This is a genomic window from Novosphingobium sp. GV079, from assembly GCF_003058045.1.
GTDB lineage: Bacteria > Pseudomonadota > Alphaproteobacteria > Sphingomonadales > Sphingomonadaceae > Novosphingobium > Novosphingobium capsulatum.
This window is the reverse complement of record NZ_QBUE01000010.1, coordinates 100110-126112: the sequence shown is the minus strand read 5'-3', so window position 1 is coordinate 126112 and position 26003 is coordinate 100110. Positions and strand designations below refer to the sequence as shown.

The 26003-nt window shown below is 67.2% G+C and carries 24 protein-coding genes; 11 read left to right on the top strand and 13 right to left on the bottom strand.

Going from position 1 to position 26003, the window contains the following annotated elements:
* Positions 1 to 23: 23 nt before the first annotated feature.
* The 4 genes from C8K14_RS14135 to C8K14_RS14120 all read left to right on the top strand — a co-directional run bounded on the left by C8K14_RS14135 (position 24) and on the right by C8K14_RS14120 (position 5075).
* Positions 24 to 3464 carry a chromosome segregation SMC family protein gene (locus tag C8K14_RS14135; RefSeq protein WP_107717112.1) on the top strand — a complete coding sequence of 1147 codons (3441 nt, stop codon included), beginning with the start codon at positions 24 to 26 and terminating at the stop codon, positions 3462 to 3464.
* Between the two features lie 115 nt (positions 3465 to 3579).
* A complete protein-coding gene (locus C8K14_RS14130; RefSeq protein WP_233251091.1) occupies positions 3580 to 4446 on the top strand; it encodes an MBL fold metallo-hydrolase in 867 nt (288 codons plus the stop codon).
* A gap of 115 nt (positions 4447 to 4561) precedes the next feature.
* Positions 4562 to 4834: a BrnT family toxin gene (locus tag C8K14_RS14125; protein WP_107717110.1), complete on the top strand. Its 273-nt coding sequence runs from the start codon at positions 4562 to 4564 to the stop codon at positions 4832 to 4834.
* Positions 4794 to 5075 (top strand): BrnA antitoxin family protein, encoded by a 282-nt coding sequence (locus tag C8K14_RS14120; protein ID WP_107717109.1) that lies wholly within the window; start codon positions 4794 to 4796, stop codon positions 5073 to 5075. Before C8K14_RS14125 ends, C8K14_RS14120 begins: the two co-directional genes overlap by 41 nt.
* A 15-nt stretch (positions 5076 to 5090) precedes the next feature.
* On the opposite strand, the gene ubiA is transcribed toward C8K14_RS14120, so the two are convergent.
* Complete coding sequence (gene ubiA / locus C8K14_RS14115; RefSeq protein ID WP_107717108.1) at positions 5091 to 6005, bottom strand: 4-hydroxybenzoate octaprenyltransferase; 915 nt, start codon at positions 6003 to 6005, stop codon at positions 5091 to 5093.
* Between the two features lie 107 nt (positions 6006 to 6112).
* Here ubiA and C8K14_RS14110 point away from each other — a divergent pair, with 107 nt between their 5' ends.
* The 3 genes from C8K14_RS14110 (at position 6113) to C8K14_RS14100 (ending at position 8658) form a co-directional block, all read left to right on the top strand.
* Positions 6113 to 6865: a 16S rRNA (uracil(1498)-N(3))-methyltransferase gene (locus tag C8K14_RS14110; protein ID WP_199223737.1), complete on the top strand. Its 753-nt coding sequence runs from the start codon at positions 6113 to 6115 to the stop codon at positions 6863 to 6865.
* A gap of 105 nt (positions 6866 to 6970) precedes the next feature.
* Positions 6971 to 8344, top strand: coding sequence for a glutamate--cysteine ligase (locus C8K14_RS14105; protein WP_107717106.1), 1374 nt, complete (start codon positions 6971 to 6973; stop codon positions 8342 to 8344).
* Between the two features lie 14 nt (positions 8345 to 8358).
* Entirely contained in the window at positions 8359 to 8658 is a 300-nt protein-coding gene (locus C8K14_RS14100) for a putative quinol monooxygenase (RefSeq protein WP_022675026.1), read from the top strand.
* Between the two features lie 54 nt (positions 8659 to 8712).
* Here the strand turns inward: C8K14_RS14100 and C8K14_RS14095 are convergent, their stop codons facing one another.
* The 5 genes from C8K14_RS14095 to C8K14_RS14075 all read right to left on the bottom strand — a co-directional run bounded on the left by C8K14_RS14095 (position 8713) and on the right by C8K14_RS14075 (position 14648).
* A complete protein-coding gene (locus C8K14_RS14095; protein WP_107717105.1) occupies positions 8713 to 10107 on the bottom strand; it encodes an isoprenylcysteine carboxylmethyltransferase family protein in 1395 nt (464 codons plus the stop codon).
* A 45-nt stretch (positions 10108 to 10152) separates the two neighbouring features.
* A complete protein-coding gene (locus C8K14_RS14090) occupies positions 10153 to 11511 on the bottom strand; it encodes a PQQ-binding-like beta-propeller repeat protein (protein WP_022675024.1) in 1359 nt (452 codons plus the stop codon).
* 122 nt (positions 11512 to 11633) lie between these two features.
* Complete coding sequence (locus tag C8K14_RS14085) at positions 11634 to 12386, bottom strand: tetratricopeptide repeat protein (protein WP_107717104.1); 753 nt, start codon at positions 12384 to 12386, stop codon at positions 11634 to 11636.
* A gap of 169 nt (positions 12387 to 12555) precedes the next feature.
* Entirely contained in the window at positions 12556 to 13713 is a 1158-nt protein-coding gene (locus tag C8K14_RS14080) for a glycosyltransferase family 4 protein (protein ID WP_233251090.1), read from the bottom strand.
* A 26-nt stretch (positions 13714 to 13739) separates the two neighbouring features.
* Positions 13740 to 14648, bottom strand: coding sequence for an alpha/beta fold hydrolase (locus tag C8K14_RS14075; RefSeq protein WP_107717167.1), 909 nt, complete (start codon positions 14646 to 14648; stop codon positions 13740 to 13742).
* 87 nt (positions 14649 to 14735) lie between these two features.
* Between C8K14_RS14075 and C8K14_RS14070 the strand changes: the two genes are divergently transcribed.
* Both C8K14_RS14070 and C8K14_RS14065 read left to right on the top strand, forming a co-directional pair.
* Positions 14736 to 16154 carry a protein adenylyltransferase SelO family protein gene (locus C8K14_RS14070; RefSeq protein WP_107717103.1) on the top strand — a complete coding sequence of 473 codons (1419 nt, stop codon included), beginning with the start codon at positions 14736 to 14738 and terminating at the stop codon, positions 16152 to 16154.
* Between the two features lie 104 nt (positions 16155 to 16258).
* The gene (locus C8K14_RS14065) at positions 16259 to 17671 is read left to right on the top strand and encodes a succinylglutamate-semialdehyde dehydrogenase (protein ID WP_107717102.1); all 1413 of its coding nucleotides are present in this window, start codon (positions 16259 to 16261) and stop codon (positions 17669 to 17671) included.
* Here C8K14_RS14065 and C8K14_RS14060 read toward each other — a convergent pair.
* Together C8K14_RS14060 and C8K14_RS14055 are read right to left on the bottom strand one after the other, a co-directional pair.
* Positions 17668 to 17901: a hypothetical protein gene (locus C8K14_RS14060; RefSeq protein WP_022675018.1), complete on the bottom strand. Its 234-nt coding sequence runs from the start codon at positions 17899 to 17901 to the stop codon at positions 17668 to 17670. The two genes, C8K14_RS14065 and C8K14_RS14060, sit on opposite strands and share 4 nt — an antisense overlap.
* A 153-nt stretch (positions 17902 to 18054) precedes the next feature.
* Positions 18055 to 18546, bottom strand: a complete 492-nt coding sequence (locus C8K14_RS14055; RefSeq protein ID WP_107717101.1) for a glycine zipper 2TM domain-containing protein — start codon at positions 18544 to 18546, stop codon at positions 18055 to 18057.
* Between the two features lie 168 nt (positions 18547 to 18714).
* Here C8K14_RS14055 and rarD point away from each other — a divergent pair, with 168 nt between their 5' ends.
* Positions 18715 to 19647, top strand: coding sequence for an EamA family transporter RarD (gene rarD / locus C8K14_RS14050; RefSeq protein WP_107717100.1), 933 nt, complete (start codon positions 18715 to 18717; stop codon positions 19645 to 19647).
* A 157-nt stretch (positions 19648 to 19804) separates the two neighbouring features.
* Here rarD and pyrC read toward each other — a convergent pair whose 3' ends face one another.
* Entirely contained in the window at positions 19805 to 20845 is a 1041-nt protein-coding gene (gene pyrC / locus C8K14_RS14045; protein WP_107717099.1) for a dihydroorotase, read from the bottom strand.
* 38 nt (positions 20846 to 20883) lie between these two features.
* On the opposite strand from pyrC, the gene C8K14_RS14040 reads away from it, so the two are divergent.
* A complete protein-coding gene (locus C8K14_RS14040; protein WP_107717098.1) occupies positions 20884 to 21621 on the top strand; it encodes a folate-binding protein YgfZ in 738 nt (245 codons plus the stop codon).
* A gap of 116 nt (positions 21622 to 21737) precedes the next feature.
* Here the strand turns inward: C8K14_RS14040 and C8K14_RS14035 are convergent, their stop codons facing one another.
* From C8K14_RS14035 to C8K14_RS14020, 4 genes are all read right to left on the bottom strand, one after another.
* On the bottom strand, positions 21738 to 23471 hold the full coding sequence (locus C8K14_RS14035; protein ID WP_369974057.1) for an ATP-binding protein: 1734 nt from the start codon (positions 23469 to 23471) through the stop codon (positions 21738 to 21740).
* Between the two features lie 88 nt (positions 23472 to 23559).
* Entirely contained in the window at positions 23560 to 24324 is a 765-nt protein-coding gene (locus C8K14_RS14030) for a TIGR02186 family protein (protein ID WP_062785125.1), read from the bottom strand.
* A complete protein-coding gene (locus tag C8K14_RS14025) occupies positions 24321 to 25235 on the bottom strand; it encodes a sulfite exporter TauE/SafE family protein (protein ID WP_107717096.1) in 915 nt (304 codons plus the stop codon). The genes C8K14_RS14030 and C8K14_RS14025 overlap by 4 nt, the downstream gene beginning before the upstream one ends.
* 102 nt (positions 25236 to 25337) lie before the next feature.
* Entirely contained in the window at positions 25338 to 25922 is a 585-nt protein-coding gene (locus tag C8K14_RS14020; protein ID WP_158272938.1) for a glycosyltransferase, read from the bottom strand.
* Between the last annotated feature and the right edge of the window lie 81 nt (positions 25923 to 26003).

The window sequence follows — 26003 nt, the reverse complement described above, 5'->3', positions numbered from 1 at the left end:
ATGGGGCCAGGGGGGCCGGGGCGATGCATTTCCAGCGGTTGAAGCTTTCGGGCTTCAAGAGCTTTGTCGAACCGGCCGAACTGCGCATCGAACCGGGGCTGACCGGCGTGGTCGGCCCCAACGGCTGCGGGAAGTCCAACCTGCTGGAAGCGCTGCGCTGGGTCATGGGGGAGGCTTCGGCCAAGGCCATGCGCGGCGCCGGCATGGACGACGTCATCTTTGCCGGCAGCACCAGCCGACCGGCCCGCGCCTTTGCCGAAGTGGCCCTGACCGCCCAGACCGACCCTGACGACCAGTGGGGCGGCGAACTGGAAGTGGTGCGGCGGATCGAACGCGGCGCCGGTTCCGCCTATCGCGTCAACGGCCGCGACGTGCGCGCCAAGGACGTGGGGCTGATCTTTGCCGATGCCGCCACCGGCGCGCATAGCCCTGCACTGGTCAGCCAGGGGCGCATTGCAGCAGTCATCGCCGCCAAGCCGGCCGAGCGGCGGATGATGCTGGAAGAAGCAGCGGGCATTGCCGGCCTGCACGTGCGCCGGCGCGATGCCGAACAAAAACTGCGCGCGACCGAGGCCAATCTGGCACGGCTGGAAGACCTCATGGCCGGGCTCGATGGCCAGATCGCCGCGCTGCGCCGCCAGGCCCGCGCGGCAGAGCGCTATCGCGCCGTATCCGACAAGATCCGCGTGGCCGAGGCGCGGCTGGTCTTTGCCCGCTGGCGCGATGCCGCCGCCGCTGCCCAGGCCGCGCGTGAGGCTGCCGCCCGGGCCGAGGCGGCCGTCGCCGGCGCCCAGGCCGCCACCGTCACCGCGCAAGGCGCGCAGCACAGCGCCGCCACGGCCCTCGCCCAAGCGCGCGAAGAGCTGTTCGATCGCCGCCAGGATGCCTCTGCCCACGGGCAGCGCATGGCCGCCCTTTCCGCGCAGCTCGAGGCAGCTGAGCAGCGCGTGGCGGATATCGATCGGCAATTGCGCGCGATCGAGGAAGACCGCGCCCAGGCCGACCAGTTGACCGCGCAGGCGGCACAGGCCCTGGCCCGGCTGGAAAGCGACCTGGCCAGCGCCGAAGCCACCCTGCTGGCCGACGAAGCACGCCGCCCGCTGTTGGCCGGCGCGCTGGACGAGGCGGAACGCGCCGCCCGCGCCGCCGAACTGGCCCAGGCACAGGCCCAGGCGCAACAAGCCGGCGTCGAGGCCGAGTGGCGCGTGGCCCAGGCCGCGCTGGCGGCCACGCAAACCGCGCTGGCGCGGCTGGACAGCGAGGCCCAGCGCCTCGCCGGGCGCCGCGCGGCCCTGGCTGCCGAACCCGATCCCGCACTCGCCCTGGCCGAGGCGGAACGCCGACGGGGAGAGGCTGCGGCAACCCTGGCGGCGCAGCGTGCCCGGCGCGAGGAATTGGCCACCACGCGCGAGGCTTTGACCCAGGACCGCGACGGCGCCGCCAATGCCCTCGCCACCGCGCGGGCCGAATTCGCCGGCGTCGCGCGAGAGGCCGAAGCCCTGGCGCGGGACAAGGCGGCGCGGGCCAAGGCCGCCGCGGCGCGCGGGCGCGGGCCATCGGCGCTGTCGGGCTGCCGCGTCGCCCCCGGCTGGGAACGCGCGCTCGCTGCCGTGCTGGGCCGCGATGCCACCGCGCCGCTCGGCCCGGCGCCAGCGGCCGGCGAAGGGCGGTTCTGGACCGGCGCCACACCGCCCGCGCCGCTTGCCGATGCGCTGCTGCATCACCTGCGCGCCTGCCCTGCAGAACTGGCGGCGCGGCTTGCCTTGGTCCGTGCGGTCGAGGCCGACAGCGGCGAGGCGCTCAACCTCGGGGAATGGCTGGTCACCCGCGCCGGTCACTTGCGCCGCTGGGACGGCTTTGTTGCGCGCGGCGAAGGCGCGGCCGAGGCGGCCGCCCTGGAAGCCGACAACCGCCTGGCCGACCTGGAGGCGCGCCGTCCCGCGCTCGACGCGGCGGTGGCATCGGCGCAGACTGCGCATGATGCGGCGCGCGATGGCCTGGCCCAGGCCCAGGCGGAATGGAGCGGGGTGGAACGCCTGATCGGCCAGGCGGCCGAAGCCGAACGCAGCGCCCTGCGCGCAGTGGACCAGGCCGAGGCAGCGCGCGCGCAGCAGGAGGCCCGCGCCGCTGACCTTGCCCGGCAGGAAGCAGCCCTGGCCGAACAGATCACCGCAGCCCAGGCCGAGGCGGAGGGCGCGCAAGCCCGCCACGCCGCGCTGCCCGATCCGGCAGAAGGCCGCGCCGCCGTTGCCACGGCGCAGGCCCAGCACCAGACAGCACGCACCGCCCTGCAACAGGCCATGGCAGCCCATGCCGCGCTGGAACAGGCGCTGGCCGTGGGGCGTGAGCGATTGGGCGGGATGAAGGCCGACATGCGCAACTGGCAGGCCCGCGCCGGCGACGCGGCCAAGCGCCTGGCGCAAATGGCGACACGCGCCCAGGACCTGGCCGCCGAACGCGCGATCAGCGCAGCCAAGCCGGCCGGCCTCATCGCCGAAATCGAACAGGGCGAAGCGATCCGCAACCGCCTCTCCACCGATCTCGCCCAAGCCGAAGCCGCGCTGGCCCAGGCCGAAACCGCCGGCAAGGCCGCCGATACGGCCCTCGCCCAGGCCACCGAAGCCCTGGCCACCGCGCGTGAGGCGCGCGCCACGGCCAGCGCGCAGGCCAGCCACGAAGACCAGCGCCGCCAGGAAATGGCCGGCATTTCCGGCGAACGCTTTCAATGCCCGCCGCCGCTGCTGCCCGAACGCTTTGCCTTTGCCGGGGCCGAGGTGGGCGATGCCGCCAGCGAAAGCACCACGCATGAGCGGCTGCTGGCCGAGCGGGAGCGGATTGGCCCGGTCAACCTGGTGGCGGCCGACGAGCTGGCGCAGGCCGAAGCGCGCCAGGCCGAAAGCCTGGCCGAACAGGCGGAACTGGCCGAAGCGGTCAACCGCCTGCGCGGCTCGATCGGCAACCTCAACCGTGAGGGGCGCGAGCGCCTGCGCGCCGCGTTCGAAGCGGTGGACGGCCATTTCCGCCGCCTGTTCACCCGCCTGTTCGGCGGCGGCGAAGCCCATCTCGCGCTGGTCGACAGCGACGACCCCCTGGAAGCAGGCCTGGAAATCATGGCCCAGCCGCCAGGCAAGCGGCTGCAATCGCTCACGCTGCTGTCTGGCGGCGAACAGGCGCTTACCGCCGTGGCGCTCATCTTTGGCCTGTTCCTCACCAATCCGGCGCCGATCTGCGTGCTCGACGAAGTGGACGCGCCGCTCGACGATGCCAATATCGAACGCTTCTGCGACCTGCTCGATGCCATGGTCGCCGAAACGCAGACCCGCTACCTCATCGTCACGCACAACGCCGTGACCATGAGCCGCATGCACCGCCTGTTTGGCGTGACCATGGTGGAGCGCGGCGTGTCGCGCCTGGTCAGCGTGGACCTGGGCGGCGCCGAAGAACTGCTGGCGTCGGCCGTTTAGGCGCGCAGGATCAAAAACGCGGGCGCGCGCCGTCATGGTCGCGCGCGCCCGCGCGTGCCATTCGGGCAGGATGACCGATCGACAGCGCTTTCGCCTCACCCTTCCCCTTGCCCTCATGGCAGGATCGTCCCTGCTGATCGGCGCGGCCCCGGCGTTCGATCCCCCGCCCTTTGCGCACTGGATCGATGGCACCACGGCCAGCGAACAAGAGATGCAGGTGCAACAGGTTGATGCCGACACCTTCGTGATCCGCCAATCAGTGAAAACCAATTTCGAAGCGCCGTTTCTCTATCTGCTGTTCGGGCAAAGCGGCGCGTTGCTGGTCGATACCGGCGCCGGCGGCCTCATGGTGCGGCCCACGGTGGAACGCGTGATCGCGCAATGGCGCCAGGCCCACGGCAACCACCCGCTGCACCTGACGGTGGCCCATTCGCACAGCCACGGCGACCATCATGCAGGCGACAGCGAATTTGCCGATCGGCCGGATACCACCGTGGTAGGCCTTGCCCCGGCCGATGTTGCCAGCGCATTTCACGTGACCGATTGGCCCAGCGGCCTGGGCACGCTGGACCTGGCCGGCCGCGTGCTGCGCGCCATCCCGACGCCAGGTCATCAAAGCGCCCACGTCATGATCTATGACCCGCAAACCCGTCTGCTCTTGTCGGGTGACATGCTCTATCCCGGCCGTCTCTACGTGCCGATCAACCACTTCGCCGAATTCCGCGCCAGCGCCCATCGCCTGGCCGCCTTTGCCCAGACGCACCCGATCCGCGCCTTGCTCGGCACCCATATCGAGATGACCACCACGCCGGGCCAGGACTATCCGATGGAAGCCCCCACACACCCGGCCGAACACGGCCTGGCCCTGCCGCCCGCCGCGATTGCCGACCTGGTGCAGACCGTGGATGCCATGGGCGACACGCCGGTGAAGGCCGTGCGGCCGGACTTCATCGTCTATCCGGTGGAGCCACGGCCGAACTGATTGGGGGGCGTGTTTGCCCAGACCTTGACATTTTTTGTAGTTACATTAATGTTTCCGGCCAAGATGGTGGCATCCGGGTTGGACGCAACAGGTTTCGTCGTGACATCACGCTGTGATGGAGATCACGTTCGATCCCGCGAAGCGGCGAAAGACCCTGGAAGAGCGCGGATTGGATTTTGCCGACGCGGCCAGGGTATTTGCCGGCGAACACTTCGATGTTGCCGACGAACGATTTGACTATGGGGAAGCTCGCTTCCTCACTTTCGGCTGGCTCGATGGCCGGGCGGTGTCGCTGGTTTGGACGCCGCGCGGCGAAGGCCGCCGGATCATTTCGATGAGGCATGTTCATGCAAAAGAACACGAAGCCCGCAAAAGAGCCCTGGATTGACCCGGACGATGCGCCTGAGTGGACCGAAGACATGTTCCGGATGGCAGCCATCCATCGGGGCGACACGCTGGTGCGGCCTGCCACCGGCGCGCTCAAAACTCCGGGCCGCCCCGTTTCACCGGCCCCCAAGAAGCAGGTGACCCTGCGTCTTGATCCGGATGTGCTCGACGCATTCCGTGCCAGCGGCAAGGGATGGCAATCACGCATGAATGCCGAGTTGCGCAAGGTGTTGGGAATTTAAACGGCTTCGGCCCGCCTACCCCGCGCTCCCCACCACCAGGCACGCCAGCGCCATCAGGAAACCCGCCGTGCGGTTTGAACGGAACCGCGCCAGGGCGTTGTCGCCATCGTCTACGTCAAGACTCAGCGCCTGCCATGCCAGGTGCAGCGCCACCGGCAGCAGCGCGAGCAGCGCCAGGGGATCGGGATGGATCAGCCAGAACGCCAGTGCCCATAGCGCAACGGCAGCGGCGTAGAATGCACTGACACCAGGCCTCACCTTGGCGCCCAGTGCGCGGGCGCTGGAACGGATGCCGACCATGGCGTCATCCTCGCGGTCTTGCAGGGCATAGATCGTGTCATAACCGATGCACCAGCACATCGCCCCGGCATAGAGCGCGGCGAGTGCGCCCAGGTCGCCATCGTGCACCGCCACCCAGCCGGTCGGCGCGCCCCAAGTGAAGACGAGGCCGAGCCAGGCTTGTGGCCACCAGGTGATGCGCTTCATGAACGGGTAGGCGGCGACCAGCGCCAGGCTGCCCAGCGCGACGATCTGCGCCTGCCAGCGCAACTGGAGCAGCACGACCAGCCCCACCGCAGCGAGCACCACGAGCCAGGCCCAGGCCGCCTTCTTGCGCACGCGACCACTGGCCACCGGGCGCTGCGCCGTGCGGGCGACCCGCGCATCGAGATCAGCGTCGACGATATCGTTATAGACGCACCCCGCCCCGCGCATGGCGATGGAGCCGAGCAGCATCCACGCCACCAAGTGCCACTGCCGCGCGCCGCCGGCCAGGAACACGCCCCAGGCGCAGGGCCAGAACAGCAGCCACCAGCCGATCGGCCGGTCCAGCCGGGCGAGCAGCGCATAATCGCGCAAGGGCTGCGGCAGGCGGGCCACCAGCCCGCGATGTTCGCTGTCAGGGACGATCTGATCGGTTGCCGTGGTCATGCTGCCATGCTCCTGCGCCGGTTTGGTCGGGCCCGCAAGGGGACAGATCGCCCGCGTGTTGCCGCCGCGCGCGGCGCTGCCTATGAACGCTGCCCATGACCGATCATCTGCCCGCCACCCCCGCCTGGCCGCCCCGCTCTGCCCCGCGCCTGTTCGTGGAACAACGGCTGGAAGACGGCGCCAGCCTGGCGATCGAGGGCGCGCAGGCACACTATCTGGGCAAGGTGATGCGCGCTGGGCCGGGCGACGCGGTGATCCTGTGCGACAACCAGACCGGCGAATGGCTTGCCCGCGTGGCGCACGCCGGCAAGCGTGACATGATGCTGACGCTCGAGCGGCAGTTGCGGCCACTGGAGGCGGTGCCCGATCTATGGCTGTGCGCGGCCTTGCTCAAGAAGCAGGCGTTCGACTGGGTGCTGGAAAAGGCGACAGAACTGGGCGCCGGCCAGATCCGCCCGGTGATTACGCGGCGCTGCGTGGCCGACAAGCTCAATGCCGAGCGCGCCGCCACGATCGTGACCGAGGCGGCCGAGCAATGCGCACGCACTGCCCTGCCCGCGCTGTTCGATCCGGTGAAGCTCGACGCCATGCTGCGCGACTGGCCAACCGGGCGCGCGCTATTCTTTGCCGATGAACAGGGCGGCGCGCCCGCTGCCGCTGCCTTTGCCGCGCACAAGGGCCCAGCGGCACTGCTGATCGGGCCGGAGGGCGGCTTTGACGAAGCGGAACGCGCCGCGATCCGCGCACATCCTGCCGCCCACGCCATTACCCTGGGTCCGCGCATCCTGCGGGGCGAAACGGCAGCCGTGGCGGGCCTGGGATTGTGGATGGGGGTTGCGGGGGACTGGGCTGCCGCGTGAGGGTTTGCGCTGCGCGCACACCCCTGGGATTATTGCCGCCCTGCAATCGTTCATCCCACGTTTATCGCTGGCGCAAAGTCCGTTTGGCCACTAACGGATGCGGGCATGAGCACGAGACAGGTTTCAGATAGCAACGATCCTCTCATCGAGAGCCGGGACCAGCTTGTCGCCCCCATGCAGAAGGGCGAAAAGCCGCGCGAGGCATGGCGAATCGGCACCGAGCACGAGAAATTCGTCTATCGCACGGCCGATCATGCCGCCCCGTCCTATGACGAGCCAGGTGGCATCCGCGATCTGCTGATGGCGCTGACCGAATTCGGCTGGGAGCCGGTGATGGAAGGCGGCAAGGTCATTGCCATGTCCGGCCCGGATGGCGCGGTCAGCCTGGAGCCGGCCGGCCAGCTTGAACTGTCGGGCGCGCCGCTGGAAAGCCTGCACGAAACCTGTGCGGAAACCGGGCGCCATCTTGCCCAGGTCAAGACCATCGGCGATCGCTTTGGCCTCGCTTACCTCGGCCTTGGCCTTTGGCCCGACAAGGCGCGCGGCGATCTGCCGATCATGCCCAAGGGCCGCTATGAGATCATGCTGCGCCATATGCCCCGCGTGGGCACGATGGGGCTGGACATGATGCTGCGCACCTGCACGATCCAGACCAACCTGGACTATGCCAGCGAAGCCGACATGGCGCAGAAGTTCCGCGTCAGCCTGGCGTTGCAGCCGCTGGCCACCGCTCTGTTTGCCAATTCGCCGTTCCTGGAAGGCAAGCCCAACGGCTTCCTGTCCTATCGCAGCCACATCTGGTCAGACACCGATCCGGCGCGCACCGGCATGCTGCCCTTCGTGTTCGAAGACGGTTTCGGCTATGAACGTTATGTCGACTACATGCTCGACGTGCCGATGTACTTTGTGTTCCGCGACGGCAAATACATCGATGCCGCCGGCCAGTCGTTCCGCGATTTCCTTGATGGCAAGCTGCCCGCTCTGCCCGGCGAAAAGCCGCGAAAGAGCGACTGGATTGACCACCTTTCCACCGCCTTCCCCGAAGTGCGGCTGAAATCGTTCCTGGAAATGCGCGGCGCCGATGGCGGCCCGTGGAACCGGATCTGCGCCCTGCCCGCGTTCTGGGTGGGCCTGCTCTATGACCAGGGCGCGCTCGATGCGGCGTGGGATCTGGTCAAGGACTGGGACATGGAAGGGCGCGAGATCCTGCGCGCCAGCGTGCCCAAGCTGGGCCTCGATGCGCCGCTGCCCGGTGGCGGCACCCTGCGCGACATCGCCGGCCGCGTGCTCGACATTGCGCGCTCGGGCCTGGCCGCGCGCGGGCGCCTCAACGCAGCCGGAGACAACGAGACCGGCTATCTCCTGCCGCTGGACGAGATCGTCGCCTCGGGCAAGACCCCGGCCGAACGCCTGCTCGATCTGTACCACGGCGCTTGGGGCGGTGACCTGTCCAAGGTCTATGCCGCCAAGAGCTTTTGAGAGGATAGCACCCCATGATCCTGGTAATGGGCACGTTTCGCCTGCCGACCGCCGCCTTCGCCACTGCCGCGCCGATGATGCGCGCGGTGATCGAGGCTACCCGCGCCGAAGACGGCTGCCTGGCCTATGCCTATTCGCACGATGCGCTTGATCCCGAAGTGATCCACGTCAGCGAAAAGTGGCGCGACCGCGCCGCGCTCGACGCCCATTTCCAGACCGCGCACATGGCCACCTGGGCACAGCAGCGCGCCGGCCTGGGCCTGACCGAGCGCAACATCCGCGTGTTCGAAAGCGATGAAGGCGTGGCGGTTTGAGCGCTTAGCGCTAGGGTTCCCCCCCAACCCCCTCCTATGAAGAGGAGGGGACTTTTAGATTAATGCTTTATCCTCCCCATCCTCTTTGGATGAGGGGGTCTGGGGGTAGTGGATACCCGCGCCCGACCGACCAAAAACCATTCGCACCAACCGGCCCAACCGCCGCGTGATCAGCCCATGCTGGGCCATCCAGGCATGGTATGCGCGATACTTGGCGTCTTCGCCCAGCAGGTGCTTTTCCTCGGTCTTGGCGCGCCAGAAATAGACCGCGCTGACTAGCGCGAGGGTGACCGTGTTGCGCACGGCATCAACCTTGGAATGCGTGGTGGCGAGGAACGGCATCGTCACCAGCCACCAGAACAGGTTCTTCGACAGATAGGCGGGATGCCGGGTAAAGGCATAGGGGCCGTTGGTCAGCACGCCGCGATACGTAAGGTTGGAAAAGCGCAAGCCGAAGGCAATCGTGGCCCAGGCATAGATCGCCGTCAGCACCACTTGCGCCAGGCCCCAGGCCCACAGCAGCGCCGGATGGCCATCGAACCAATAGGCCCATTCTGCGGTGTTCTGGTGATAGTCCAGCACGCCGCCGCCGCCCATCAGCACAAAGGGCGGATAGCACATCAGCGCTGCCACCCACCCCGCCAGATAGGGATTGGCCGTGCGGATGTGGGCATCGAGCGGCTTCATCGTCAGCAGGTAGCCGACCATGGCGATCTGCACGTCGATCATGAACATCGCCTCGATCGCGGTGTTCGACCAGCGTACCGGATCGGCCCACAGCCCGGTCCAGTCCGCCTCGACCACGGCGGCAAAACCACCGGGCAGGATCGAGATCATGAAGGCGCAGAAAAAGCCTTTCACCGTCCAGGCGCGCAAGTGGTGCCACACCTGGTCCACGTCATAGGCTTCGCGCCCGATCAGCATGGCACCGAAATGCCAGGCCCCGTCGCGCGGGCTGACCAGCACGCGATCGAGCCACAGCACATAGGGAATGGCGCCCAGGAACAGGAACGGCGCGGCCTGTTCCAACAGGTCCATGGCGAACAGATACTGCCCGCGCCAATACCAGCGCCCCAGGCAATAGACGAAGGCGATCAGCGCCCAGGTGGCCCAGAGCCCGGCCAGCTTGGTGATCGAGATATCGAGCACGCTGCGCAACGGGCGCGGCGCCATCCAGTCGATGCCGGTGGAGGGCCGGCGATGAACCTTGTCGACCAGCAGCGACCAGGCCACCATCGGCGTGCCGGAAAACAAGAGGGCAAGCACCGCCGCGCTTGATCCGGCCAGCCGCGCGTGCGGCCCTGGCAAGCCCAGCGCATCGACGATCTGTGGCCAGGCGCGGCACACCGCCACCCATGCCAGCAGGCCAGCGAGGCCCACCAAGCCTACCCAGACGGACACATCGCTGGCAGGGCGGGGCGAAACGGCGTGGGCGGGCGACTTGGTCATACCCGCCCGCTTATACGCGCAGAAGTGGAAATTCGGTGAAGAAGGTTAACGCCAGGCGGTGATTTCGCCGCTGTCATCCAGCACGATCAGGGTCTTGTCAGCCACGATCGGCGGCAGGGTAACGGGCGCAGCCACCTTGGTCACGCGGGCCAGCGTGCCATCACCCACGGTAATGGTGGAAATCTCGCCACGCGAATTGGCCACCCACAGCTTGTTGCCCGCCAAGACCGGCCCGGTCCAGAAGATCGGGCTCTCCTTCTTCTTGGGCTTGAGATAGCGGGGCAGCTGGCTCATCCAGCGGACCTTGCCGGTGGACTTGGCGATGCACAGCAGCTTGTCTTCGTCGGTCAGGGTGAAGATCCACTCACCGGCCACTGCCGGGGTGGAAATGCCCGCCAGGTTGAGTTCCCAGATACGCTGGCCGGTGACCAGTTCATAGGCGGCCATGCGGCCGCCCTGGCCCAGGGCATAGACCCGGCCACGTTCGATGATCGGATCGGCATCGATGTCGGTCAGCGTCGAAACGCTCGTGGCGATCGAGGTACGCGCCAGCGCATCGGACCACAGCTGCCGCCCGTTTTCATAGCGATAGGCCACCAGCTCGCCCGAACTGTAGCCGGCGATCACCGTGCCTTGGCCAGCAGCGGGAGCCGCCACGCCGAACACGCCGCTTTGCGTGACCGAGGCGGACTGGTTCCACAGGTTGGTGCCATCGGCGGTGTTGAGCGCAAAGATCTGGTTGTCCTGCGTCATCACATAGACCGCGCCGAACGCCACGGTGGGCGCGCCGCGCAGCGGGCCGGCCGGCTTTACGCGCCACTTGATCTTGCCATCGGCCGCATCGAGCGCGGCCACTTCGCCAAGGCCGGTGGTGATGTAGACGTTGCCCGAATCAAAGCTGACGCCGCCGCCAAAGATCGAATCGTTCTTTTCGGGCAGACGGAAGCCCTGCTTCCACTTTTCGTGGCCGTTGTTTTCATCGAGCGCGCGCACCACGCCTTCGGTGTCCATCACGAAGACAGTGCCATTGCCCACCACCGGCGATGCGGCCAGGCGCTGCTTGGGCGAAGACCCGGAAATGCGCGTGGACCACAGCTTTTGCGGGGCATCGGCAAGCGCGAGATGGCCCGAAGACTTGCTGGCAGTGCCACCGCCCTGGGCCCATTCGGTGTTGACCACGGGCGCGGGCACGACCACGTCCATGCTTGCGAGCGTGGGGTCAACCTTGGTGCCGGCCTCGATCCGCGACAGCACGGGAATGCGTTCGCCCACGGTGGGCGTGGCCTTGACCTTGCCCTTGTGCCCGGCGCAGCCGCCCAGAACCAGGGCCAGGCCGAGCACTGCCGCGGGGGCCAGCGCCGCAATCCGGCGGCGATCGGTGCCGGCGCCTGGCTGGCGGGCCATGTGGCCCTGGCTGGGAATGCGGATCATGCCTGTCTTCCTTGTCCTGTCATGCCCCGGCGGCCCGTGGCGGGCGGCGGCGCGCAATGCATGCAAACCCGATCGATCGGGAAACCGTGGCAGCCTTACTGGGCCTGCCCGATAACTGCCGAAACATCGTCAACCGCGTCGACACCCAGGCTGCCGGCAACCTGGCGCGCCCGGCGCTTGATCGTGTCGGGCACGTCCTTGTCCTTGGCAATGGCGGCAAACAGCGGCCCCGCCAGATCGTTGTGCCCCTGCTTGAGATAGGCCAGGCCAACCAGTTCGCCGGCGCTGCCGAACCACGGATTGCCCGGCACGGCCAGTGGCTTGAGGCGGTCGATCACCTGCTGCGGAGGCAGCTTGTCAAACGTGATGGCCACTTCACGCACCGTGGCGGCATCGCGATAGGCCTGCGGCGCATTGCTGTCGGCGGCCACGGCGGCAAAGCCCTTGGCGGCCTGATCGGCCTTGCCATCGTCCTGCGCCTTGCCGGCCAGCAGCAGCTGCGCGGCGGCGCGGTTGCCCGGGGTGCCATCCTTGGTCAGCGGATCGAGCAGGGCTTGCGCGGCCTTGTCGTTCTTGGCTTCGAAATTGTCGAGCGCCTGGGTCAGTTGCTCACCCTGCTGGCCGCGCAGCGTATCCTGGTGGTTGCTGTACCACAGCCAGCCACCCAGCCCGGCCAGGCCCAGCACCACGGCCGCGCCAACCGGCTTGCCCCACTTGCGCAGCGTGTAAAGCGCTTCATCCTGGCGCAGGGCATCGTCCACTTCGCGGGCGAAGACATTGCCTTCGGCGGCGCGCGCCACGGCACGCGGATCGGACGGGTTTTGCGGACGGTTCGGTCTAAGGGCCAAGGCTAAGCTTTCGGCGATTGAGAGCAAGGGATAGGCAAGAATTGCACGGAATGGGCGCGGTGTTTAGCGGATGGAGCCACCTTTTCAACGCCTATGATGCTGGCTGTCCCCCGCTGAACCGATGGTTAAGCGAGCAACCGCCTGCAACATCGCGACAACGAACGATGCTTCACGGGAATTGTGCCAGTCCCAGCGCATCGGCATAGACGCGGGCATAGTGGCCGGCCATCACGCTTTCATCATACTCGCGCTTGGCCAGAACCCGGTTGGCCGCCCCGGCGCGGCGGCGCGCCAGTTCGTCGGTCGCCAGGTCCAGCATGGCCTGGGCCAGCGCCGCTTCATCACCGACCGGCGCGATGAACCGCGCGTTGTCAGCGGCAACGATCTCGGCCACGTCGCCCACGGCCGGGCTCGCCACGGCGAGGCCTGCGGCCATCGCCTCAACCACAGAAAGCGGGAACTGTTCGCTATCGCTCGACAGCGCAAAGAAATCGAACAGCCCCACTGCCAGCGCCGGATCGGGAACATGGCCGGGCAGATGCACGCGGTGGCCGATGTTGAGATCCATCGCCTGGGTCAGGATCGCCTCGCGCTCTGGTCCTTCGCCCAGGATCACCAGGTGCCATTCTTCGGGCAGCGCGCGAAAAGCGCGCACCAGGCGGGGCAGGTTCTTGACCGGGCGCAGGCCGGCCAGCGTGCCCACCCACTTTTCGCCCGGCCGCTTGATCACGCGCGGCAGCGCGTCAGGGCGCGCCTTGCGGGCATAAGCAGCGGTGTCGATGCCATTGGCAATGCGGTGGACCTTGTCGGCCGGCTGGTGCCAGGCATCGCGGGCCACGGCCTCCAGCCGGCGCGAGGGCACCACCAGTGCGCTGGCCCGGGCCAGGGCCACGCGCCGGAACCAGTTGCGCCGGGGATTGAGCCGCTCTGCCTCGTCGGCATTGAAGCCGTCTTCATGGTGGACCAGCGGCGCCAGGCCATAGAGTTGGGCGAACAGCGCATGGGCCATGACCGCATCCATCGCCCCCCAGTTGTAGGTGCAGATCAGGTCAAACCCCTGCATGCCGCGTGCCAGGGTCTGGAGGCGACGCACGCCGAGCTTGCCCGCCAGCGGGGGAAAACCCAGCGGAAAATGCACCGAAAGCCCGCGGGCCAAAAGGCTGCGCGCGCCCAGCGCCCCAGGCTGCGCCGAAACCACCGAATGATCGAGCGCGTTGCCGAAACGGTTCATCAGCGCCACGCTGCGGCGTTCCTTGCCCCCGGCATCGAACGTGGAATGCAGGTGCAGCACATGCAGGCGGCGGGCCGGGCCGGCTTGGCGATCCATGGTCAAGGTTCCTGCGCCAGATACCGTCAGTCCAGCCGGGCCAGCAGGGCATCGATCGCCGCGCGTGCCTCGGGTTCGTCCAGTGTGGGGGCATGGCCCACGCGCGGCAGGGTCACCAGCGTGCAATCGGGATGGCGCTGCGCCATCGCGGCGGCGGTATCAGCCGAGAGAATGTCCGACGTGGCGCCATGGACCACCACCAGCGGCACCGGCGTCAACGCGGCGAACAGCGGCCACAGATCGGCCTCGGGCGGCGGCGCGGTACCTTCTGCCCTGGCCTTGGCCGCAGCATCGTCGCGCGCCTGCTCTGCCGCGTCGATCGGGGCGGCGATCTTCATGTCATAGTCAAAGGCGATGCGCCCGCCCGTGCCCAGTGCCATCAGCCGCTTGGCTAGGCGCAGCCAGTCTTCGATGCTAAAATCCGGGTAGATATCGCCCATCGTCTCGCGCAGGCCGCGTGCGGCATGCATCCAGGTCAGATAGCTGCGCCCCTGGCCGACATAGTCGGTGATCCGCGCCAGGCCGGCCGGATCGATCACCGGGCCGATATCGTTGAGCACGGCGCCCGCCACCAGGCCCGGCTGCCCGGCCGCCAGCGCCATGGTGAGAATGCCGCCGAGCGACGTGCCGATCGCGATGAAGCGGGTGATCTTTTCTGCGGCGAGCAGGCCCGCCAGATCCTGGGCATAGACCGGCGGCTGATAGGTCATCGGATCGCGGGCATAGTCGCTTTCCCCCCGCCCGCGCAGATCGGGGCACAGCACGCAGCGGCCACTCGCGGCGATATGCGGGGCCAAATCCTCGAAATCACGGCCATTGCGTGTCAGGCCGGGCAGGCAGATCACCGGAAGACGCGTCGCATCGCCGGGATAGGCGCGATAGGCCAGGCGCAAACCATCGGTGCTGGCCCAACTGCGAATCTCGAATGTGGCGATGGGCAAACGCGTTTTCCCGTGTCTTGTATCACTGTTAAGCCACAAGGCGCCTTGCCTGTGGCCACCAAGCACCCCACTAATGGAAGAATGGAGCCTGTCCCGCAAGCCGTGTCGGATCGCCCGCTGCCGGGTCAAGCCATTCCCTATCGCCCCGATCCGCAATTGGCGGCGCTGGCGCCCTGGCTGGGCGACAGCGTGGCGGCGGCCGATTTTCCGCAGACCGTGCTGCGCTGGCGCAATGATCGCGCCGCCGCGCAGGTGGGCCTCGATGGCCTTAGTGATAACGAGTGGATCGCCCACTTCGGCCGCTTCGTGCCGCTGCCCGGCAATCTGCCCGGGCCACTGGCGCTGCGCTATCACGGGCACCAGTTCGGGGTGTACAATCCCGACCTGGGCGATGGGCGCGGCTTTACCTTTGCCCAGTTGCGCGATGGCGCGGGCCGCCTGCTCGACCTGGGCACCAAGGGTTCGGGGCAGACGCCGTGGAGCCGGCGCGGCGATGGGCGCTTGACGCTGAAAGGCGCGGTGCGCGAAATCCTCGCGACCGAGCTGCTCGAAGCGCTGGGCGTCAACACCAGCCGCACCTTTTCGGTGATCGAGACCGGCGAGAACCTGTGGCGCGGCGATGAGCCCTCGCCCACCCGCTCGGCGGTGCTGGCGCGGCTCAGCCATGGACACATCCGCATCGGCACGTTCCAGCGCCTGCTCGCGCTCGACAAGCCGGCCGAAATGCACGAATTGATCGCCTATTGCCTGGCGCAGTTTCCCGGTGCGCCCGATGCCGCGCCTGCCGGGTCCAGCCCGGCGGCCACGCTGCTGCACCAGGTGGTGGCGCGCATGGCCGATATGGCCGCCAGCTATATGGTCGCGGGCTTTGTCCACGGCGTGCTCAACACCGACAACATGAACGTGACGGGCGAGAGCTTTGACTATGGCCCGTGGCGCTGGCTGCCGCGTTGGGATGCGGGCTTTGTCGCGGCCTATTTCGACGAGGCTGGCCGCTATGCCTTTGGCCGCCAGCCCGAGGTGATCGGCTGGAACTGCGGCCAGCTGGCCGTGGCGCTGCGCCTGGTGGAGGAAGCGCCGCCGCTGATCGCCGCGCTTGAACGCTTTGGCCCGCTCTATCAGGCGGCCATGGCGCGCCGCTGGTGCTGGCGCCTGGGCGTGGCATCGCAAGGGCTAGAACGCGATAGCGCCCTGATCGCGGCCTGCGAGGCGGCGATGCGCGCCAGCGGGACCGGCCCCGATGCATTCTTTCACGCCCATCGCGGTGGGCGCGGTGCCGATGCCTTGCCCGCGCTCGCTGCCTATGAACCTTGTGGCAGCGACCATCCGCTGTGGCAGGAAGAGGCCCCGCCCAGCCTGCTGATCGACGAAGTGGAAAGCATCTGGGCGCCGATCGCCGAACACGATGACTGGAGCGCGCTCGATGCCAAGATCGCGGCGATCCGTCGCCTGGGCGAGGCGCTCGGCCAGCCGCCAGTGCCGGCCGGCCACGATCATTAAGCAATGCGACAGGCTGCTGGGCCGATCGCTGACCCATTCGTAACGCTTTTGGTTTATCCCGCCCTGTGACAGCAAGCCTCACCCAAAGGATCGACGCCCACCCCGTGGCAGCCGGAGAGATCATTTCCACAGAGCCGGCCACCGGCGCTGAACTCTGGCGCGGCGCCGTGGGCGATGTCGATGCCGCAGTGGCGCGTGCGCGGCGCGCGTGGCCGGCCTGGGCAGCGCAGCCGCTGTCCACCCGCATCGAACTGATGCGCCGTTTTGCCAACGAAGTGCGCAAGGATGCCGAAAGCCTTGCCACCCTGATCGCCCGCGAAACCGGCAAGCCGCTGTGGGAAGCCAAGGGCGAGGTCGATACCGTGCTGGCCAAGGTGGAAATCGCGGTGCGCAGCTACGCCGAACGCACAGCGCAACGCCGGCTCGACAGCGCGCTGCAGGGCACGGCCGCGCTGCGCCACAAGCCACACGGCGTGATGGCCGTGATCGGCCCGTTCAACCTGCCGGCGCAAGCGCCTGTCGGCCATATCATTCCCGCGCTGATCGCGGGCAACGCCGTGGTGTTCAAGCCATCAGAAAAGGCGCCCGCCACCGGCCAGGCCCTGATCCAGTGCCTGCACCGCGCCGGGGTGCCGGCCGCCCTGGCGCAGATGCTGGTCGGCGCGGCCGAGGAAGGCAAGGCGCTGGCCACGCATGAAGGCGTCGATGGCGTGCTGTTCACCGGATCGAGCCACACCGGCCTGACGCTCAACCGCCGCCTGGCGGCCCAGCCGGGCAAGATCGTGGCGCTGGACCTGGGCGGCAACAACCCGATCGTGGTGTGGGACACGCCCAAGATCGCCGATGCGGCCGCGCTCGTCGTGCAATCGGCGTTTACCACCGCCGGGCAACGCGCCACGGCCGCGCGCCGGCTGATCGTCAAGGCCGATCTCTATGATGCCGTGGTTGGCGAGGTAAAGGCTCTGGCCGATCGCCTGATCGTGGGCGCGCCGCTGGATGATCCCGCGCCGTTCATGGGGCCGGTGATCGACAATGCCGCCGCCGATGGCCTGACCGAAAGCTTTGTCTATCTGCTGTCGCACGGCGGGCGCCCGATCCGCCATCTCACCCGGCCGCGCGGCGATCTGCCGTTCCTGGCCCCGGCGATGATCGACGTGACCGCCATGGCCCAGCGCCCGGACGTAGAGCTGTTCGGCCCGATCCTGCAGGTGATCAAGGTGGATGATTTCGACCAGGCCCTGGCCGAGGCGAACGCCACGCGCTTTGGCCTGTGTGCCGCGCTGATCGGCGGCACCCCGCAGGATTACAACCGTTTCTGGGCCAATGTGCGGGCCGGCGCGGTCAACTGGAACCGACCGACCAACGGCGTCTCACCCGCAGCGCCCTTGGGCGGGGTGGGCCTTTCCGGTAACCAGCGGCCCGGCGCGTTCTATGCGGCGGATTTCTGCGCCTATCCCGTGGCCTCGGCCGAAATGGAACAGCCGCGCGCCTCGATCGGTATCGGGCTGTCTGGCTAGGGCGAATCGGGGGGCGGCGTGGCGGGATCGACCGGGCCGCCCGGCACCACCGCCGCGTTGCGCATGTTCTGCTGCGACAGATCGGGATCAACCAACAATTGCCCCTCAAGCGCAGCGCTCATTGCGGGATCGTGATCAGCCTTGCGCTTGGGCGCGTCGTCCTGCGCGCAGGCCGTCACGGCCAGACTGGCAAGCAGCGCAAAAAGGCATGAGGCAAAAGGCTTGGCCATGGCCATTCCTGAACCGGCCGTGGTTAGCGCCGTGTTAACGGCCCGGCAAAACCAGACGCAAAAGGGGGCCTGCACGCCACCACGCATGCAGGCCCCGGTCCCGCCCGATCCCCGACTGGTCCCTCCGGTCGGGCAGGATCTAGGCTGTTCGCTTTAGCGGCAGCGGGCGTTGCTCTGGTCGATCGACTTGCCCAGCAGCGCGCCACCGGCTGCACCCAGCAGGGCGCCAAGCGTGCGATCACCGTTGCCGGCAATGCCCCGGCCGATCAGCGCACCGGCCACGCCGCCCACCAGCAGGCCGGTGGTGCCGTCATTGCGGCGGCAGTAATAGCGGCCGTCGTTGCCGCGCCAGCTCTGGCCGCGATAGGCAACATCGCCGTAATAGCCACGGTCGTTGCCGCGATAATCCTGGCGGTCATAGCCGCGATAGTCGTTGCCGCCACGGCCATAGCCACCGCGCCAATCGTCACGATCACGCCAGCCGCCACGGTTGTGGTTCCAACCCTGGTCCCAGCCATCGTGCGCCACCGCGGCAACCAGCGTGGGCTGGGGGGCAACTTCAATCGCCGCCAAAGCCGGGGCGATGCCGGAAGCCAGAGCGGCCGTTGCGGCCAGGCCCAGCATAGTCTTGCGAAGTGCGATCATGTTCGGTCTCCTGATCCGTCGTGTTGGTTCATGTTTACAGGCTTCAAGCTGAACGACATGCAACGCGACTGTCAGAATTGGTCAGAAACGAAAAAAGTTCGGACCGGCCGGCACGCCGCGCGGAAAAGGGCCTTGGCGCAAGGCGATGTGCCTGCCACAGGCCCGGCCATGAGCGAGAGGATAGACAGCGCAACAGCGAGCAAGCTGAACAACCCCGGCACGTCCAAGGCCGCGGGCGGCTTGGGCGCGGCCGTGCTGGCCTATGTGATCTGGGGATTCTTCCCGATCTATTTCCATCCGCTGCTCGGCGTTCCGGCGATCGAGCTGGTGAGTTGGCGCGTGGTATTCACGCTGCCGGTGTGCCTTGCCGTGGTCTGGCTCAGCGGCCAAGGCCCAGCCCTGCGCGCTGCACTCACCACCCCTGCGGTGCTTGGCCGGCTGGTGCTGAGCGCGGCGGCGATCGGCTGCAACTGGCTGATGTATCTGGTGGCGATTGAAACGCACCAGGTGCTGGCGGCGAGCCTGGGCTATTACATCAACCCGCTGCTCAATGTGCTGATCGGGGTGCTTTTCCTGCACGAGCGCTTGAACCGCCTGCAATGGGCAGCCGTGGCGCTGGCTGCCGGTGGCATTGCCGTGCTGATGGCCGGCGCACTGTCGATGCTGGGCGTGGCCATGGCGATGGCCGGCAGCTTTGCCCTCTATGGCCTGGTGCGCAAGTTCGTCGTGGTGCCTTCGGTCATCGGCCTGACCGTGGAAACTGCGGTGCTGTTCGTGCCGGCGCTGCTCGCCGTGCTCCATGCCGCATCCGGCCCGGCCGGCTCTGCCCTGTCGCAAGGCGGCGTGGTGCCCTGGCTGCTGGCCGGATCGGGCGTGGTCACGGCCGTGCCGCTGCTGCTGTTTGCCGTCGCCGCGCGCAAGCTCGATCTTTCGACGCTGGGCTTTGCCCAGTTCATCGCGCCGACCATCCTCTTCGTGCTGGGCGCATTGCTCTATGGCGAACCGCTCGATCCGGCGCGGGTGACGTGTTTCATGCTGATCTGGGCGGCGATTGCCTTGTTCAGCTATGACCTGCTGCGCCGGCGGCAAGGCGCCAAATGATCAGCGGGAATTGCAACAGTAAGCGGGACCCCGGATCAAGTCCGGGGTGACGTCAGATAGATAAATTATTTATGATGTCGTCACCCCGGACTTGATCCGGGGTCCCGCTGTTGTGCCGATAGGTGAAGCGCCTGGAAGCGATCTCTCGCCAAAAACCTCAGACCAGGCGCCAGGCCAGGGTTTCACCTGCGTGGAACGGCACCAGCACCGTGCCGCCCGCCGCAATTTCGGCCGGCACGGCAACGCCGGTCTTTTCCAGGGTCACCGTGCCCTGGTTGAGCGGCAGGCCATAGAAGCGCGGGCCGTTTTCGCTGGCAAAGGCCTCGAACTTGTCGAGCGCGCCCTCTTCATCGAACACGGCGATGTAGCTTTCCAGCGCATAGGGCGCGTTGAACAACCCGGCGCAGCCGCAGGCGCTTTCCTTGAGGTGGCGTGCGTGCGGCGCGGTGTCGGTGCCGAGGAACACGCGATCATGGCCCGAGGTGGCCAGCTTGCGCAGCGCCAGGCGGTGCTTTTCGCGCTTGGCCACCGGCAGGCAATAGGCATGCGGGCGCATCCCGCCCACCAGCATGGCGTTGCGGTTGATGTGCAGGTGCTGCGGCGTGATCGTCGCGCCCACATTCGGCCCGCCGCTTTCCACGAACTGCGCAGCTTCTTGCGTGGTGATGTGTTCGAACACGATTTTCAGCGCCGGGAAATCGGCCACCAGGCGGTCCAGCGTGCGCTCGATGAACACCGCCTCGCGATCGAAAATGTCAACGTGGGAATCGGTCACCTCGCCATGGATCAACAGCGGCATGCCGATCTTCTGCATGCGTTCGAGCACGGGATAGATTGTTGCCACGCTGGTGACGCCATGGGCCGAGCCGGTGGTGGCATGGGCAGGATAGAGCTTGGCCGCAGTGAACACGCCGGTGCTGTGGCCACGCTCCACCTCGTCAGGATCGGTGTGGTCGGTCAGGTAAAGCGTCATCAGCGGGGTGAAATCGCTCCCCTCCGGCAAGGCCGCCAGGATACGATCGCGATAGGCGGCAACGCCGGCCACGTCGGTCATCGGCGGAGACAGGTTGGGCATCACGATGGCGCGGGCAAACTGGCGCGCGGTATAGGGCGCCACGCCTTCCAGCATGGCGCCGTCGCGCAGGTGAACGTGCCAGTCATCCGGGCGGCGGATCGTGAGAGTCGTTTGCGTGCTCATGGCTTCCCCTTAAGCCCAAGCGCTCCTATCTGTCACCCATGAGCAATCCCCGCCTGTTCGATCGCGCCCTGATCCGGCTATCCCCCACTGCACCGGGAGAAGACGTGGCCGCGTTCCTCCAGGGCCTTGTCACCAACGACGTGCAAGGGCCGCTGCCGGTCTGGGCCGGGCTGCTGACCCCGCAAGGCAAGGCGCTGTTCGATTTCCTGGTCTGGCCCGATGGCAACGACGCGCTGCTGATCGATTGCGAGGCGGCCGTGGCCGAGGCCCTGGTCAAGCGCCTCTCGCTCTATCGCCTGCGCCGCAAAATCGCGATCGCCATTGCGCCCGAACTGGGCGTCTATTGGCAGGGTCACATGGGCGATGGTGGCGCCGCCGATCCGCGCCTGGCAGCGCTGGGACAACGTTGGATCGCCGCGGTGGCTGACGATGACGTGGCGGTTGATGCACAATGGCGCGAACACCGCCTCAAGCTGGGCGTGCCCGAGGGTCAGGCCGAACTGGGCAGCGACCAGACGCTGTGGCTGGAAACCAATGCGGCCGAGCTCAAGGGCGTGAGCTTTACCAAGGGCTGCTATGTCGGCCAGGAAAACACCGCGCGGATGAACTGGCGGCAAAAGGTCAACCGCCGCCTGACGGTCGTTCCCCTCGCCCAGTCAGACCCGGCCCGCCAGCGCGCCGCCTATCCCGACCTCGGCCTGGCGGTGGATCATCTGCGGACAGAAGCGATTACCCACGTCCCGCATTGGCTTGAGGATGCGCTGAAAGCGGATTGAGCGTTGTGCAAGCCGCCCTTCGACAAGCTCAGGGCGAACGGAGTCCGGTAACAATTCCTCGGAATTCCGTTCGGGCTGAGCCTGTCGAAGCCCCCCGCAGGCACGCGCCGCCCCCCTCAAAACCGGCTTTGCGCGCGCCAGCGATGCACGGTGCGCGCGACGCTTTCCTCTTCGCCGCCGCTCTTGCCCCATAGCTGGCTGAACGAAGGATCGGCCGATGCCGGGCGGCGCACCTCGTCCAGGTCGTCGAACGCGACGCGGATCGGGATCGCCACGCCCTCGCCACAGATGATGCATTCGCGGTTGCGCAGCGCGGGAATCGAATCGAGGAACCCGCGCGCGCCTTCGGGCATGGCCGCGCGCACGAACTGCTGGTCGCGATCGTTGTTAAGGCGCATCGAGATGATCGTGCCGCATTGCGACAGCACGCCTTCGGCCAGGTCAGACGGGCGCTGGGTGATCAGGCCCAGCGACACGCCGTATTTGCGGCCTTCCTTGGCGATGCGCGACAGGATACGACCGACCGACGATCCGTTGGAATTGCGCTCGTTGGGCACATACCGGTGCGCTTCTTCGCATACCAGCAGGATCGGCCGCGTGGTTTCCTGGCGCGACCAGATGGCATAGTCGAACACCAGGCGGCTGAGCACGGCAACCACGGTAGAGGTGATTTCGGACGGAACGCCCGACACGTCGATGATCGAGATCGGCTTGCCATGTGCCGGCAGGCGGAACAGCCGCCCGACGAATTCGGCCATCGTATCGCTGACCAGCATGCCCGAGAACATGAACTGATAGCGCGGATCGTTGCGGATTTCCTCGATCTTGCTCTTCACCCGCATATAGGGGATCGAGCTGTGCCCCTTGTCGAGCTTGCCCATCTCGTTCTGCAGGATGTTGCACAGATCGGACAGCAGGTAGGGGATCGGCGAATCCTGCGTGATGCGGCCCACCTGTTCGGCCAGACGGTTCTTCTGCCGCGCCATCAGCAGGCACTTGGCCAGGATATCGGCGTCGATCTGGCGTTCTGCCCCGGTAGCGGTGAGGAACACCTCGCAGTGTTCTTCAAAGTTCATCAGCCAATAGGGCATCTGCAGGTTCGACACGTCGAACAGTTGCCCGGTGTTGCGAAACGCCGAAAGATATTCGCCGTGGGGATCGATCATCACGATATGACCCTCGGGCGCCATGTCGCAGATGCGGTGCAGGATCAGCGCGGCGGCGGTCGATTTGCCGGTGCCGGTCGATCCCAGCAGCGCAAAATGCTTGCCCAGCAACGGGTCGATATAGAGGCCGGCGCGGATATCCTGGGTGGGAAACACCGTGCCCACGGTGACATGCGCGCGGCCGTCGCTGGCATAGATCTGGCGCAGATCGGCGCTGGTCGCCGGATAGACCAGCGCGCCGGGCACGGGAAACCGGGTAACGCCGCGGCGAAAGCCGAAGATGCGGCCGGTGGCGGGGTCTTCCTCGCCCTCCCCCAGGAAATCGAGCTGGGCCAGCGCGCCACCATCCACCTTGCCATCGCGGCGCTGGTTGCGCACCGAGCCGAGCAGCCAGCCGCGCCCCACGCGCACCTTGATCTGGCTGCCCACCTGGCCCGATAGCGCCACGGTGGGATCGGCATCGTCCATGCAGTCTTCCAGGCGATGCAGATCGAGCGCGATGCCGCTGCCCGATCCGGCCACATCCACCACCACTCCGATCGGGCTGAGCGCGCAATCGGACGGCGGCAGATCGCGCGGTTCAAGGACAATATCGGGCAAAGCGGCAGCAGCCGGCATCGGCCCGTGGGGGGCAAGGTCTCCAGGCCGGGCAGGGTCTGCCGAAATGAATACCTGCCTGCTCATGTCCGTCATGCCTGTTCTTGCCCCAGCCCGTTGTCGCGCCAAACGCTAGAACTGGCAGGGTTAATTTTGGGCTAAGCAGTGCCCCACATCACACCAGCGCAAACAGGCGCCCGGCGATCCAGCCCATGCCCACCGAGACCAGCACGGCAAACAGGCCATAGAGCAGGCCGTTGCCATCGGCCTGGTCGGCCACGAAGCGTTCGAAACCCTGCTTCGACACGTCAACCCGCGTGACCGCCGAGGTGATCACGCGGCCCTGGCGGATGGCAAAGGTTTCGGCCGTGTACGTGCCGGTGCGCACTTGCGAAGGCAGGGTGATGCGCGCCTGATACAGCACCTGCCCGCTGATCGTTACGCCGTGGCCGTCTTCGCGATAAAGACCTTGCCTCTGCATCAGATCCACCAGGCCATCGGCAAAGTGCCGTTGCCGCGCCGGGTCGATCGCCCCGATCGGGGAAAGCTGCAGGCGATCGAGACCGAGTTCATAGATCGCCGCGGTCTTGTCATCGACGATCTCGCGCACCGGGCGGGACGAGGCAATGGCAAAGAAACTGGGCGCAGAGCGCAGCTCGCTGCTGGCGGCATTCACCCAGATGCCCGCCACCTTGCGCTTCTCCCGCAGCACGATCGATTGCACCGGGCCTTTGAGCACAACGACGATATCGTAATCCTGCGCGGCGCGGGTGCCACCCGGATCGAGGATGGCACCAAACAGCAAGAGGTCCGCCCCGGTAAAGCCCTGGCGCACTTCCACCCGATGCTGCGATATTTCGGGCACCAGGATCGGCGCGCGCGCCCCGCCGAGCAGAATGGCCACCGGCGCCAGCAGCGCCAGCACCCAGCGCGGCGTCATAGCGGCACCACGGTGAAAATCTCGTCGGGTCGATAGCCCAGGCCCAGCGCCATGCGCAGTGCCACGCCCAGCACGATCACCGCCAGGATCAGGCGCAACTGTTCGGGCTTGGCCTTTTGTGCAAACTGCGCGCCGATCTGCGCGCCCGAAACCGATCCCACCAGCAACAGACCCGCGAGCACGATATCCACCGCATGCGTGGTCAGCGCGTGCATCATGGTTGTCGCCATCGTCACGAACAGAATCTGGAACAGCGAGGTGCCCACCACGACGTTGGTGCTCATGCCCAGGATATAGAGCATCGCGGGCACCAGGATGAACCCGCCGCCGATGCCCATCAGCATGGTCAGGATGCCGGTGGTCATGCCCAGCAACAGTGGCGCCAGTGGCGAGATATAAAGGCCCGAGCGATAGAACCGCCAGCGCAGTGGCAGGCTGGCTACCAGGGGATGGTGGCGGCGGCGGCGCGCCGGCTGGGCGAGGCCAAGCCGCTGTGCGCGCAGGGCCGTGATGCTTTCATGCGCCATCAGCCCGCCGATGCCGCCCAGCAGCACGACATAGAGGATGTTGATCACCGTATCGATCTGGCCCAGCGCCTGGAGCAGGCGGAACAGCAGCGCCCCCACCCCGGTGCCCAGCACCCCGCCGGCGACCAGCACCGCGCCCATGTGATAATCGATGCCGCCGCGCCGGGCGTGGGCAAATGCGCCCGAAACGCTGGCCCCGGTCACCTGGCTCGCGGCCGATGCGGCGGCCACCGTCGGCGGCACGCCATAGAAGATCAGCAACGGAGTGGTGAGAAAACCACCGCCCACGCCGAACATGCCAGACAAGAGCCCGGTCAAGGCGCCAAGCCCCACGATCACCAAGCCGTTGACCGCCAGATTGGCGATGGGAAGGTACACATCCATCGCCGCTTGTCCTAGGCGGCACAGGCCAATTCCGCAATGCCACGGTTGCCCCGCACGGCTGCACTGCGCCAGCAAAAGGGCGATCGGCGATACATGCGAAAGCTATGCCCACAGCGCGGGAAGCGGCGGTTGACCATATTCGTCGTCGCGCGGTTTCGAGGCATCGTGCACGATTACGCTTCGCACGATCCTGCCGCTGCGCGCCTCATCGGCCTGCAACGCAAGATAAAGCCGATTGAGGCAATCGGCCTTGGTCGTCGGACCGTCGCGATCATGCACCACGATGCGCAGGCGCGGATCGGTGGCGCAGCGCATGACCGCCGCCAGCGTGGCGGGATCGTTGCGATGGCAGCCCACATAGAGCCGCAGGTCCGCATTTGGCCAAGCCGCCAGACAATGCTCGATCACGGCGGCCACACCCGGCGCTTCCGACCAGACCGGCACCAGCACCGCTGCCGCACCCGGCTGACCACCCGCGCCACGGTCGACGCGCGCGGGCCAATCGGGAGTTGCGGCAAAGCCCGAAGCCAGATGTAGTGTGCAAGCCCGGCCCGTGATCCGGAGCCAGGCCCACAGTCCGTCCATCCGCCGTTCTTGGCAGGCACCCACGGCCAGGCATGTTGCAGCGAAAAGCAGAAGTTCGCGCTGCAACATGGCCAGCCACAGCCAGACTGTGGACAGCGACATCATTCCCAATTTGCCCTCACCCCCGTTTGACGGCAAACACCCCCACTGGCAAATTACGGCTGGCCGGGGCGCGTGGCAACG